Raw genomic sequence first — 13097 nt, 5'->3', positions numbered from 1 at the left:
CATGAAAAACGACAATTTACTGGCGCCAAATGTGCCGGAAGAACCAAAGGCCGAAGAACCCACAACGGGCCGTGTTGGCGGAGCCTTGGTTGGAGCCGCAGCAGGTCTTCTTTGGGGCGGCCCGATAGGTGCGCTTGCCGGAGGAATAGGGGGTGCCATGGTCGGTGGAGCGGTTGAGCGTGCTGCGGAAGGAGCCTTGCCCATTACAGAGGCTGTAAATGAAGAAATAAAAGCGGCAAAAGAAAGTATTTCTTTGATTGCAAAAGAAGTGGAGCCTGTTGTTAAGGCATTTAAATTAGATAAGAGTATTGTTGGTGAAATTATAACAGCCTTGGCAAGTATGGGGGAGGCGAATGTCTATGCTGAAGAGGGGTTGAAAGGGGCAAAGGTCGGGGAGCATGCGGCTCTGATTCGGTCCGATATCGATCTGCAGCAGATTGACCCGGTGCGTCATTGGACAAATGCGCAACGCATGGAAAGAGGTCTGCCCCCATTAACAAAAACAGGCGAACTCGTCGAACTGCATCGTATTGGACAAAAGCCGAATGGACCATTCGCTGAACTAACAGTAGATGTATTTGGTGACATTGCCAAGGCAGGCAATCTATTTGTAAAGGCTACGGGCGCGGTTACCGAACTTGCTGATTTTGGGAAAAATGCGTCCGCTTATTGGCGTGATCGTATCAACGCACAAACAAAACAAAATTAAGTTATGTCAGGGACAGGTAGTGTGATAGAATTAAAGAAATTTCTGGTTGAAAACGGGGCTCTTTTCACTCCGGCATCGGAAGACGATATCCTTGCACTGGAAAGGGATGTAAATTTTCCTGTTTCAGAAGATTATAAATTTTATCTGAAAGAATTCGGTACTATCCTTTTTAAGGATAGGGAAACTTATGGTCTAGGTGTCCCTGAAACTTATTATCTGAACGTGCTTCATGCGTATCAGGCGCTACAACGAGTTCCCGAATTTCCCGGCACGATGCTTCCTCTTGCTGGAAGTGGTGATGGCGCATGGTATCTGTATGACAATGAGGAGAGGAAGGTTTTTTCTTGGCAGATAGCAGGTATTGCGGAAAATATCGAAAAGTCTATGTTGGATTTTCTCCAATTCTTTTTGGGTCTGGCATAGGTAAGCCAATAAAGGCTTAATATGCCGCATGAAAGCACGTCGTCGCGGTCGGCTGCCTGTCAGCATCCAAAACGCCTTCTGGAGTACTTCGTCGCGGGGACACCCACCCGGAATGCCGCCGAACTTCTCGGTGTCAATCGCAATACAGCGACCCCTTATTACCGCAAATTGCGAGAGATCAGCGCGGGACAGATTGCTCATGAGGTACCGGTCTCAAATGAAATCGAAGTCAATAAGAGCTATTCCGGTGGACATCGCAAAGGAAAACGGGGCCGGGGTGCTGCTGGAAAAGGGGCTGTCTTCGGTCTGTTGAAACGGTATGGGCGTGTCCATATCGTTATGATCCCCAATGCGGGAAATCAGACACTGATGTCGATTATTCGAAAGAAAGTGCAGGCAGATTCAACGGAAACGACCGATATGCGCCTTGGCACTGCGGGTGCAGGAGGCACTGGGTCATAATCCATATGTTGGTGATCTCTACCTGTTCCGGGGGCGACGCGGGGATCTGATCGAGGTTCTCTGGCACGACGGGCTGGGCATGTCGCTCTACGCCAAATGGCTGGAACGCAGCTGGTTTATCTCGCCGTCACCGGCGGATGACGTGGTGGCCCGTCAGGAGGTTGAACGGCGCGCAACGGGTGCCGAGGCGATGGTCGCGCATCTGAAATTGCTGATAGCAAAGATGCGGCAAGATCGCTTCGGTGCGTCTTCTGAGCGCGGCCGACGCCTGCTCGAGCAAGTTGGAACTCGAACTCGAGGATCTGGAAACGGCGATCGCCGAAGACGATCCCATCAAACGTGCCAGGGACCATGGTCAAGGCATCGGAAACTCCAACAGTTTCGAGCCGTCGAAACACGCTACGACAAGCTCAAATCCACATTCCTCGCCGCCGTCCAGTTCGTATCAAAGAGGTGATGTTGTGGACGGCCCCCGCACGAAATGTGCGAGGATGAAATCGTCACCGTCTGCAACGCATGGAGCCACCTATGGGAACGATTTCGACGATTGGCCTCGACCTGGCCAAGAATGTTTTTCAGGTGCATGGGATCGATAGTCTTGGGAACATTCTCGTACGCCGTCGCTTACGGCGCGGTGAAGTTCTCCGGTTTTTTGAAACACTCCCGCCATGCCTGGTCGGTATGGAAGCGTGTGGCACGTCGCATTACTGGGCGCGCTCGATTGCGGCTATCGGACATACGGTCAAGATGATGCCGCCGGTCTATGTGAAGCCCTACGTCAAGCGGGGTAAAACTGATGCCGCTGACGCCGAGGCGATCTGCGAGGCGGTGACCCGCCCGACGATGCGCTTCGTGCCAGTCAAGTCACCGGCTCAGCAGGCAGCGTTGCTTCAGCACAAGACGAGGGATTTGCTGGTGCGTCAAAGAACCATGCAGGTCAATGCCCTGCGGGGGCACCTTGCCGAGTTCGGTATTATATCGGCAGCTGGCGTCGCGGGCCTGAACCAGATGATTACATTGCTGCATGCGGAGCAGGAGATGTTGCCCGAGCCCGCTCGGAAACTGTTTCAGGAAATTGTCGCGCATCTGCGGGCTCTTGAGCAACGCATCGACGATATCGAGAAGCAGATCGTCGCGGAACATCGGGCAAGCAGTGTCAGCCGTCGGTTGGCTGGCATTCCCGGTATCGGCCCGATCACTGCCAGCGCGATCGTCGCGGCCGTTCCGGATGCCTCGACTTTCCGGTCAGGCCGTCAATTCGCTGCGTGGCTCGGTCTGACGCCCAAAAGTCACAGCAGTGGTGGCAAGGAACGACAGGTTGGCATCAGCAAACAGGGGGATAGCTATCTCAGACGCCTGCTCGTGCTGGGCGCCACGGCGGTGATCCGTCTTGCACGCAAGGAAAACGCCAGTCGTCAATGGGCCGCAAAGTTGCTCGAGAAGAAGGCGGCGCGTGTCGTATCTGTCGCTCTCGCCAACAAGACTGCCAGGATTGTCTGGGCACTCCTCACAACGGGCAATGTATACAGCGCCAGGAGCGCCTGAAAGAATTCAGAGATTCGCCCTCGTCGAACACCAAAAGCGACGAAGGTGAATGTGCGGAGTGGTGAGATATGATGGCGAACCGGTCAGGCCGGGGAGAGGATAAACCCGACGGGACCAAGCGCAGAAAAAGCGCGCAGAGGTGATCAGGGATCCAATCCGCGGACTTCATCAGGGCCAGCAGCCCCCGGGCTGCGCAAACAGGCCGGACACATGGCTGCACCCGACCATCAAAGTCATACTTTCCACTTGCATCGTCAGGGCCGTCCACACATGGTCCCCATTTTTCGGACAGGGCGATAAGCTATCATCTGGCCTGAACGAGGACGGGTTTTATGGGCAAGGTTACGCGGAAACGGTATGCGGCAGAGTTCAAGTCACGGGTTGCGCTGGAGGCGATCCGTGGGGAACTGACGCTGGCGGAACTGGCTTCGAAATATGGGGTGCATCAGACGATGATCGCCCAGTGGAAACGGCAGGCGATCGAGGGGATGGCGGCGACCTTTTCCGGGAAGACGGTGGCTGAGCCCCCGGTCAGCCCAGCTGACGTGGAGAAACTGCACGCGAAGATAGGCGAGCTTCTGGTGGAACGGGATTTTTTACGCGATGCCTCTGCTCGGTTGGGCGCGATCAGAGGCGGCAGATGATTGACCCGAAGCGAGCGCGCCTGCCGATAATCCGGCAATGCACGCTGCTGCAACTCAACCGGTCGGGCGTCTACTATCGGCCTGTGCCACAGAGCGAGGCCAATCTGGAGCTGATGCGGCTGATCGACGCCCAGTTCCTGGAAACGCCGTATTATGGCTCACGGCAGATGACATGGCATCTGCGCCGCCTGGGACATGAAGTGGGCCGCAAGCGGGTCCGGCGGCTCATGGCGATCATGGGCCTGCGGGCGATCTACCAGAAGCCGCGCACGACCGTGCCCCATCCGGAGCATCGGAAATATCCATATCTGCTACGGGATCTGGTCATCAATCGGCCTGACCAAGTCTGGTGTTCCGATATCACATATATTCCCATGAAACGGGGATTTCTCTATCTCGTGGCGATCATGGACTGGTTCACGCGCAAGGTCCTGTCCTGGCGTCTGTCGAACACGATGGACGTGGAGTTCTGTATCGAGGCGCTACAGGATGCCCTCATGCGCTATGGCGCCCCGGACATTTTCAATACTGACCAGGGGTCGCAATTTACGACACCCCGTTTCACCGGGATACTGGAAGAGCGTCAGATCCGCATCAGTATGGACGGGCGTGGGCGATGGCTGGATAACGTGTTCATCGAGCGTCTGTGGCGGTCGCTGAAATATGAATGCGTCTACCTGCACGCGTTCGAGACCGGATCAGAACTGAGGGGCGGGCTTGGCAGATGGATCGCCCATTATAACGAAAGGCGTCTGCATGCGGCGCTGGCTGGACGAACGCCCGATGAGGCGTATCATAACGTGCCGACGCCCTCTGGTCCGGGGTTAACCCCGGACCAGAGGGCCAACAGCAACGCCGTCAGAAGGGCGGCATAACAACAACCGGGTATAGCTTATCAAGCCCGCAAAACTGTCCGAACGGACGGGACCACCTCAAGTTTCACGCAAAAAACCAGACCACGTGAGATAGAATTATGGCAGTAGGATTAGCTCGATATATGCCACCGAATCCCGCGTAATCCCATCAAACATTTATCATCCTACCATCAAACAATAACAACACCTACACTGAGGGATTAATCGCTCGTCGAGCGGCTGTAGCTGCGACATTTGGGGCTGGACTTGAACTGGTGCGGTAAGGAGAAACATCGGTTGATAAGGTAATATTTCCCACAGTATGAACCGAACCTGTAGACCGTAACAGGAGCGTTGGCCCCGTTTGTTCGGACAGTTTTTAGGGTTGAATAATCTATACCCGATTGATGTCATGCTGCCATTCTGACGACATTGGCGCAGTATGAGGACGCTGCCCGTTGTAACGGGCGATCCGTTGCGCGAGGCCTGCACGGAGATATGAGCCGATCTGAAAAGCATGCAGGAAGACGTATTCGTATTTCAGTGACCGTCACAGACGCTTGATGAAGGCGTTCTCCAGCCAATCAGTCTGATCAGTGAAGGCGTGCGGGCCTACGCGGTCGATCTCGTGCATGCCGAGGCCCTGTGGGTAAAAGCGAGGGCAGGCAGGGGCGTCCTCCCCCTGCATGCCCTTGTTTTCACGGGCTGGTATGCGGCGAGAGGATTGGCCCGGTCAGGTTGTCATCCGGGTCGGGGCCGTGGCTGTGGGGCGGCGGCACATCGCCTGCGGGGCGTGCGTTATGCAGGCCGGAATACTGGAGCGGGTCTACCGAGAAGAGCTTGTCGGGCGCGGGCAGGCTTGCGGCATTCCATCCCCCGCCGCAGGCCCGGATCAGGCCAACCTGCACCTGCAGGTAACGGGTCTGGATTTCGGCCTGCTGTATGCGGGCATCAAGCGTGCTGACCTGCGCGATCAGCACATCGAGATAGGTGGCAAGTCCGCCTTTATACAGGTTCATGGTGATGTCCTGCGTCTGGCTGGCGGCTCCTACGGCGGCACGCAGGCGGCCGTTTTCGCCATCAAGCCGGTTGGTGCGCGACAGGCCATCTTCCACATCGCGAAAGGCGTTGAGAATGGTCACGCGGTAATGGTCGCGCGTTTCACGGTAGGCGGACCAGCTCTGCTGCAACTGCGCGCGCCGCAGCCCGCCCTCAAACACCGGCATGGTCACGGTGGCGCCATATGACCACATGCTGTTGGCCAGGTTGGCAAGGTTGAAGCCGTTATCATCAAACCCCCCGTTCATCTGGAAGGATACGTGTGGGTAGAACGCGGCGCGCGCAATGCCAATGGCCCGGTTGGCCTGCGCCATCTGGCGCTCGCTCATGGCAATGTCGGGCCTGCGCTGCAACAGGTCCGAGGGCAGGGGGGCGGACAGTGCGAAGCGGGTGGTATTGAGGTGGGCATCGGGCGCAATATGGAAGGATGAGGGCGCGACATTGACCAGAACCGCAACCGCATGCTCCATCACCTCGCGCTGGGCCTGAATGTCGAGCAGGCGGGCCTGCGTGGTGTAAAGCTGGTTCTGCGCACGCGCCACATCCAGCCGGGAGGCTGCCTGATCCATCAGCCGGGTCTGGGTCACACGCAGGGATTCCTCATAATAGCGGATCGACTGCGTATAGATCGCCGCCTGTGCATCCAGCCCGCGCAGGGTAAAGTAATCGCTGGCCAGTTCGGCCTGCAGGCTTAGCCGTGCGGCGGCGTATTGCGCGGCCTGTTCCTGCGCGTAGTCTTTTTGCAGGCGCACGCGGTTGCGGATGGAGGACCAGAAATCAGGCTCCCACGAGGCCATGCCGCCATAGAACTCATCGGAATCCGTAATCGGCCCCTTGTAGCGGAACAGCCGCTCGGCCGAGCTTTTGTTGTTGCTGCCGCCAAAGGCTACACCAAAATGCGGCAGCAGGTCGGCGCGCGCTTCGCTTACAATGGCGCGCGCCTGCAAAAAGCGCTCGCTTGCGGCCTGCAGGTCGCCGTTATGGGCCATGGCCGCCTCTTCCAGCGTATCAAGTTCGGGGTCGGCAAAACCCTGCCACCACTGCGCAGGAATGGTGTCATCCATCGGGTGGGCCACGCCAAACGGGGCCTGACCCTGCCATGTGGCGGGAATGACGTAATGCGGCGCATGATAGGCAGGCGCAAGGTCGCACCCCGCCAGTGACAACAGTGATACGGCGCAGGCAGCCCCCTTGAACGTGGGGCGGCGAATGGTGGGGGCCATCATTCATCGTCCTTTTCATCGGCGTCGTTGCTGTATCCGGTAGCGGGCTGGACCACATGCACGCGCTCGCCTTCCAGCAGGTCGGCGGGCGGGTTGTCGATGATCCGGTCATCGGGGTTTATGCCCGAGAGCACCTGCGTCGCCCCGTCGCCCATGCGGCCCACCGTTATGTCATGGAAATGCGCGTGGCCCTGCCCATCCACCACGGCGACCTGCATGCCATGCTCCTGAAACACCAGCGCGCCGGTGGGAATGGTCTGATGGGCTACCTGCTCGGGCGCGCTCAGGGTTACGGCGGCAAAGGTGCCGGGCCACAGGGCGTGGTCGGAATTATCAATCACGAATTCACTCACGCTGGTGCGGGTATCGGGGTCGTAGCCGCCTGATACGGTCAGGAACTTCGCCTCGAACGTACGGTCGGGGAACTGCGGCACCCGCACGCTGGCATGCAGGCCGGGCTGGAGAATGTAGGACATGTTCTCCGGTATCGAGACGAACAGCCGCATCTGGTGCGTATCGGCCACGCTGAACAGTTCGCTCGCCGCCCCCGTGGCATTGAGGTTGCCGCCGCCTTCGTGCACGTAGTCGCCAACGTTGATGTCACGCTCCGTCACCACGCCATCAAAGGGGGCGACAATCACCTTGAAGCGCTCAAGGGCGGCGTAGCGGTCAAGGTTGTGGCGTGCGGCTTCGAGATCAGCCGAGGCCGATTTCTCGTTGGCGTCCTGCACCGATACCGACTGGCCCGATACCGCCTGTGACTTGCCCATCAGCCGCCAGCGCTGGGCAGTCACGACGGCGAGGTCGTATTTGGCCTGCGAGGACTGAAGGTCAGCCTGCGCCTGGGCAAACTGGGCATCAAGGCCGGGGGTGTTGATCTCGGCCAGTACGTCGCCTGCCGCCACGCGGGCGCCGTAGTCCTTGTACCACATATGCACATAGCCCGAGGCCTGCGGGTAGATGGGGGCCTGGTACCACGCCTCGACAGTGCCGGGCAGGTCGAGGCTGACATGGCGGGCCTCCCTGTGGGGCGAGATGACCATTACATCGGGGATGGTGGCAGCCGCGGCATCGCGCCGCAGGGCGGTGGCATGGTGGATGCGCCCGACCAGCAGGTAACCGCACCAGCCCACAAGGATCGTGGCACCGGCCAGCATCAGCATCTTACGGGATTCCCGGGTGGACATCAGTTCAGTTCCTCGCGGTTGCGGGGGGCGCGGTTATGCAGGATTGCGTAAACACAGGGCACGAACAGGAGCGTGGACACGGTGGCCACCAGCAGTCCGCCAATTACGGCGCGGCCCAACGGCGCGTTCTGGGAGTTGCTCATGGCCATGGGCACCATGCCGATCACCATGGCCAGCGCCGTCATCAGCACGGGGCGGATGCGGCCGTAGCCCGCCTCGAGTGCAGCACGTAGCGCGTCGCCATGCTCCTCGATCCGCTCCCGCGCGAAGGACACCACAAGGATGGAATTGGCGGTCGCCGTGCCCATGCACATGATCGCTCCCGTCAATGCCGGTACCGACAGGCGCGTGTGGGTCAGGAACAGCGCCCAGGCGATGCCTGCAAGGGCCGCGGGCAGGGCCGAGATGATGATGAACGGGTCCAGCCAGGACTGGAAGTTGACCACGATGAGCAGGTAGATCAGCAGCACCGACACCACCAGCCCGAACACAAGTTCGATATAGGCATGGCGCATGGTCTCGGTCTGGCCACGCACTACCACGGCGGCGGTGGAGGGCACCTTGTCGCGCGTCTGGTCCAGCACATGCTGCACGCCGGTGGTGACCTGCCCTAGATCCGCCCCCTCGGCGGAGACATAGATGTCCACCTCAGGCATGGAATTGAAGTGCGAGACCTGCCCTGGCGTGCCGGTGGCGCTGACATCGCTGATGCCGCCGAGCAACTGCATGTGTCGCCCCTGCGGGTCGCCATCGCCCTTGTCGACCGGGATGGTCATGAGGTTGTTGAAATGCGTCAGCTGGTCCTGTGAGACATAGACATTGAGCGGGAAGGTGATGCCCGTGGCCGGGTCGAGCCAGTATTGCGGGTCCACCGTCTGGCTGCCTGACAGGGTCATGAGTTCGTTATTGGCAAGGTCCGCTTCCGTCATGCCGGTGGCCTGGCCAAAGGTGCGGTTGCCCTGCACGAACAGGGTCGGTGTCTTCATGGTCTGCTGGATCACGACATCGGCGGCACCCGGCACGCTGCGCAGGCGGTTTACGAGCAGGCGGGCGTAGTCGTAGTTATCGCGCAGGTCAGGGCCGGAAATCTGCACGTCGATGGGGGCAGGGGAGCCGAAATTCAGGATCTTGGCCGTCAGGTCGGCGGGCTGGAAGGTGAATACCGTGCCGGGAAAACGCGCCGAGAGGTCGCGGCGCAGGATGGCGCGGTCATCCCAGACCGGGGTTTCCTCATCCTTGAGCGCAATGGTGATGTCGCAGTCCTGCGTGCCGATGGTTGGGGTGGGGATGAAGGCCTGGTTATGCGCGCCTTCGGGCAGGCCACAGTTCTCGATCATGCTCTCCACCTTGCCGGGGAAGAGCGCATTGACCCGGTCCTCCACCAGCGAAGCTTCGCGCCCCGCCACCTCAATGCGGGTGCCAAGGGGCGCGCGCATGTGCATCTGCAGCGTGCCGGACTTCGTCTCGGGGAAGAAGTCGCGCCCTGCGATCAGGTACAGCCCCAGCGAGCAGACCGATACGCCGAGGAAGATCGCCACGAACCGCCCCCGCCGCGCGATGGCGCGCCCGAGCAGCGCCCCGTAACGCTCACGGAAAGTGTTGAAGCCGCGCTCGAATGCCTGCTGGAAGCGCTCGGGCAGGCGCCTGGGGTATTGCAGGTTATGCACCTGCGGCTCGCAGTGGTGGGAATCGCCATGCCCTGCCACGCTATGGCCTGCCAGCAGGTATTTGGCCATGGTCGGCACCAGCGTGCGCGAGAGGATGAACGACGCAATCATGGCGAAGATGATTGCCTCCGCCATGGGCATGAACAGCCAGCCCGCCACCCCGCTCAGGCCAAACAGCGGCAGCCAGACAATGCAGATGCAGGTGGTGGCGACAAAGGTGGGGATGACGATCTGGTTGGCGGCATCGATGATGGCGGGTTCCAGCGTCTTGCCCATTTCCAGATGCGCGTCGATGTTCTCGATCATCACCGTGGCGTCATCGACCAGGATACCCACCGCCAGCGCCAGCCCGCCCAGCGTCATGACATTGATGGTCTGCCCCGCCCAGTGCAACCCGATGATGGCGCACAGTATGGCCAGCGGAATGGAGGTGGCGATGATGACCGTGGGCCGCCATGAGCCCAGGAACAGCAGCACCACCATGCCGGTCAGGAAGGCTGCGGTGAGCATCTCGCGCACCACATCGAAAATGGAATCCTTAACGAATACCGAAGCATCGCCCAGAATGCTCACCTTCACATCGGGCGGCAGCAGTTTCTGGATGCGTGGCAGCAGCGCCTTGGCGCCTGCGACTACATCCAGCGTTGAGGCGTCGCCACTTTTCATGACCACGATCTCGACACCCTGCTTGCCTTTTACCAGCACAAGGTTGGTCTGCGGGTGGCCGCCACGATAGACCTCGGCCACGTCATGCACATAGATCACGGCATTGCCCACGCGCTTGACCGGAATATCGCCCAGTTCCTTCATCGAGCGCGGGGTGGCGTTGGTCTGCACCATCCAGTCGGTGGCCGCGATTTTCTGGTCACCCGCCGGGAGCACGATATTCTGCCCGCGCAGGGCGTTCTGCACATCCATGGCCGAGAGGTGATGCGCCTGGAGCTGCTGCTGGTTCAGCGCCACCATGACAAAACTGTCCATGCCGCCATAGGCCTGCGGCACCACAGCACCCGGCACGGTGACAAGCAGCGGCCGCACGCGGATCATGGCCAGCTTGAACAGGTCGGACGGGGTCTGTTTATCCGACGTGACCTGAAGCGTGAGCACCGGCACGGATGAGGCATCGAGGCTCATGACCATGGGGGAGGGGATATTCTCGGGCAGCTGCTTGATCACCGTCTGGGAAATGGCGGTGACTTCGGCCTCGGCCTTGCCAATATCGGTGCCGGGCTGGAAGTATATGTTGACGATGCCGCGCCCGTAATACGAACTGCTTTCCATATGTTCGATGCCCTCGACAGTCGAGGTCACCATGAGTTCGTAATTATAGATGATCCGGCCTGCGAATTCCTCAGGCAGCATGCCGCCATAGGTCCAGACGACGGATACGACCGGAATGCGGATATTGGGGAACACATCCGTCGGCGTACGCCATACCGACATGATGCCAAAGACCACGATCAGGATCGAAAGCACCACAAAGGTATAGGGCCGACGTAGCGCAGTGACTACGATGGCATTCATGGGATGTATAATTCCCTGTATTACGAAAAACCGCATAAGTGTACGTATGCGGTTTTATTGCGTTGATGGCATTCCCGACTGCTATATGCGCCTCAAAAAGACACATGACGGCTTCATGCAGGCCTGATTGCGGGTGTCCGCACGACATGATGGCGCAATAGGCCCGTCCGGATTGCTCCAGTGGGCAGGCGCCGGTCAGGAATATTCAGGCAGCACAGGGGGCATGGCAGAGATACTCCAGCAGGATGGGTGATGGACGGGCCCGCATGAATCCGCGGGTTATGCCTGAACGACAGATACAGCGTTTTTTTACAAAGTATGAACAGATAAGATTTAAAATAATTTTCATTGCATCTCAGTATATTTTTTATTTTAAATATTTAATGAACTTATATTTACATTTATATTTGAAATAAAATTAATTTCATTATGAAACTTTTATTGTATTGGTGCGAAAGAGCATGCTGTCATGAAAACGCCGCTTGAAAAAAATGCGGCACCCCCAAAATCCATGGGGCAGGCATAATTATGCCAATAGAAGATCGATATATCTTATGAAATCACGGCGTCGCAGCCGGTTATCTGTAGGCATCCAAAAACGGCTTCTGGAACACTTCGTTGTGGGTCCGCCCGCATGAAGTGCCGCCGAACTTGTGGGTATCAATCGCAATACCGTGACCCTGCGTTACCGCAAGCTGCGCGAAATCATCGCTTTTTAAGTCTAACTCTTTTGACAGGACATTATCGCTACGGATTGGCGCGGATTGCCTGGACGGAATACTACCCAATCATACCGATAACTGTCGCCTCGTAATAGATAGACGGAACGCACAAGGTGCATCCCGTAAGCGGCCACCGCATAATCCGCCTGAAGAGAATATGCCTCGATTTACCGATTGAGCCACGGTAGCCGTCGTGGACTGAAACCCAGCATATCCAGGGCTTTTCGATTGCTCGCGCCCGTCAGCTTATTCTGGTAATAGATGCTTTCCTTGCCCATGAGGCGCTGGGCCTCCTGCTCGCCCAAATGGGACGGAACACCTGCTCCGATCCAGTCTGCATAGGCTGGCAGCCATTCGGATAGCTTCGTCGGTTGACTGTCGACAATGTTATAGATCCCCGTTTGTGCCGTCAGCGCCGCGACCGTCGCCTGGGCTGCATCATCGACATGAATGAAGGAAAACATGCTGCGGCCCGCACCGATCAGAGGGACTTCACCCTGTGCAAGATGGCGGCTGAACGCGCCATCCGGCCAGTACCATGTGCCGGGGCCATAGAAGAACCCGTAACGGAGCCCGATGCCTTCCATCGTCGGCGCGTTCAGGACCCGTTTTTCCAGCGCCGCATACATCCGCGCACTTTCACCAATCGTGCCGGGGGCGTTGACCCTTAGCGGCGAATCCTCTGTCGCCAGGTCCTCTCCACCATCCAGATAAAATCCTGATAATTGCTGGATGTAGCGCTGCACGCGCCAGGTCCGGGCCGCATCGAACAGATGGCCGCCGCCTTCCAGACGCAGCCTGCAGTCGGCGGCGATGCGCGCGGGCAGATCGAAGGGACTGGCGGGCAGGGAGGTCAACTGGTCGATGACTACTTCCGGGCGAATCTGCCCGACAAGTGTAAAAATACCGGCCCGGTCGAGCGCATCGGCCTTCACGGGACATGCGCCGAGCCTTTCAATCGCCTCAAGGCTGTCAGGACGATGGGCCAGTCCCCAGACTTCATGCCCTGCGTCCCGCAGGCGCGTGATCAGCGGGCGCCCCAGTGCGCCGCTGGCACCAGCAACAAGAACCTTCATGA

9 protein-coding genes and 3 pseudogenes are annotated in these 13097 nt (G+C 58.7%); 7 read left to right on the top strand and 5 right to left on the bottom strand.

What is annotated here, in order from left to right; genetic code table 11:
• The first annotated feature begins 1 nt into the window (after position 1).
• The 7 genes and pseudogenes from R5N89_RS15535 to R5N89_RS15505 all read left to right on the top strand — a co-directional run bounded on the left by R5N89_RS15535 (position 2) and on the right by R5N89_RS15505 (position 4658).
• Positions 2–709, top strand: a complete 708-nt coding sequence (locus R5N89_RS15535) for an HNH/ENDO VII family nuclease (protein ID WP_208624722.1) — start codon at positions 2–4, stop codon at positions 707–709.
• A gap of 21 nt (positions 710–730) precedes the next feature.
• A complete protein-coding gene (locus tag R5N89_RS15530) occupies positions 731–1132 on the top strand; it encodes an SMI1/KNR4 family protein (RefSeq protein WP_167400900.1) in 402 nt (133 codons plus the stop codon).
• A 21-nt stretch (positions 1133–1153) separates the two neighbouring features.
• Entirely contained in the window at positions 1154–1594 is a 441-nt protein-coding gene (locus R5N89_RS15525; RefSeq protein ID WP_110569960.1) for a transposase, read from the top strand.
• Positions 1572–1682: pseudogene (tnpB, locus tag R5N89_RS15520) on the top strand (IS66 family insertion sequence element accessory protein TnpB); the annotation flags it as partial. The gene R5N89_RS15525 and the pseudogene tnpB, both read left to right, overlap by 23 nt.
• A 279-nt stretch (positions 1683–1961) precedes the next feature.
• Positions 1962–2051, top strand: a pseudogene (locus R5N89_RS15515) (IS5/IS1182 family transposase); the annotation flags it as partial.
• A 71-nt stretch (positions 2052–2122) separates the two neighbouring features.
• Positions 2123–3139 carry an IS110 family transposase gene (locus tag R5N89_RS15510; RefSeq protein ID WP_110569961.1) on the top strand — a complete coding sequence of 339 codons (1017 nt, stop codon included), beginning with the start codon at positions 2123–2125 and terminating at the stop codon, positions 3137–3139.
• Positions 3140–3471: 332 nt separating this feature from the next.
• Positions 3472–4658, top strand: a protein-coding gene (locus tag R5N89_RS15505) for an IS3 family transposase (protein ID WP_354680737.1) whose coding sequence is annotated in 2 segments (ribosomal slippage) — positions 3472–3730 and positions 3730–4658 — 1188 coding nt in all. Because the reading frame shifts where the segments join, the coding sequence is not laid out codon by codon here.
• A gap of 415 nt (positions 4659–5073) precedes the next feature.
• Here R5N89_RS15505 and R5N89_RS15500 read toward each other — a convergent pair.
• From R5N89_RS15500 to R5N89_RS15480, 5 genes and pseudogenes are all read right to left on the bottom strand, one after another.
• A pseudogene (locus tag R5N89_RS15500) lies at positions 5074–5220 on the bottom strand (integrase core domain-containing protein); the annotation flags it as partial.
• Between the two features lie 115 nt (positions 5221–5335).
• On the bottom strand, positions 5336–6922 hold the full coding sequence (locus R5N89_RS15495; protein WP_110570218.1) for an efflux transporter outer membrane subunit: 1587 nt from the start codon (positions 6920–6922) through the stop codon (positions 5336–5338).
• Complete coding sequence (locus tag R5N89_RS15490; protein WP_110570219.1) at positions 6919–8106, bottom strand: efflux RND transporter periplasmic adaptor subunit; 1188 nt, start codon at positions 8104–8106, stop codon at positions 6919–6921. The genes R5N89_RS15495 and R5N89_RS15490 overlap by 4 nt, the downstream gene beginning before the upstream one ends.
• Complete coding sequence (locus R5N89_RS15485) at positions 8106–11297, bottom strand: efflux RND transporter permease subunit (RefSeq protein WP_110570220.1); 3192 nt, start codon at positions 11295–11297, stop codon at positions 8106–8108. Before R5N89_RS15485 ends, R5N89_RS15490 begins: the two co-directional genes overlap by 1 nt.
• A gap of 889 nt (positions 11298–12186) precedes the next feature.
• The gene (locus tag R5N89_RS15480) at positions 12187–13095 is read right to left on the bottom strand and encodes an NAD(P)-dependent oxidoreductase (protein WP_110570221.1); all 909 of its coding nucleotides are present in this window, start codon (positions 13093–13095) and stop codon (positions 12187–12189) included.
• Positions 13096–13097: the final 2 nt, after the last annotated feature.

It is taken from the genome of Komagataeibacter sucrofermentans DSM 15973, from assembly GCF_040581405.1.
Lineage (GTDB): Bacteria > Pseudomonadota > Alphaproteobacteria > Acetobacterales > Acetobacteraceae > Komagataeibacter > Komagataeibacter sucrofermentans.
The sequence above is the reverse complement of the archived record's forward strand: the minus strand, read 5'-3'. Positions and strand labels throughout refer to the sequence as shown.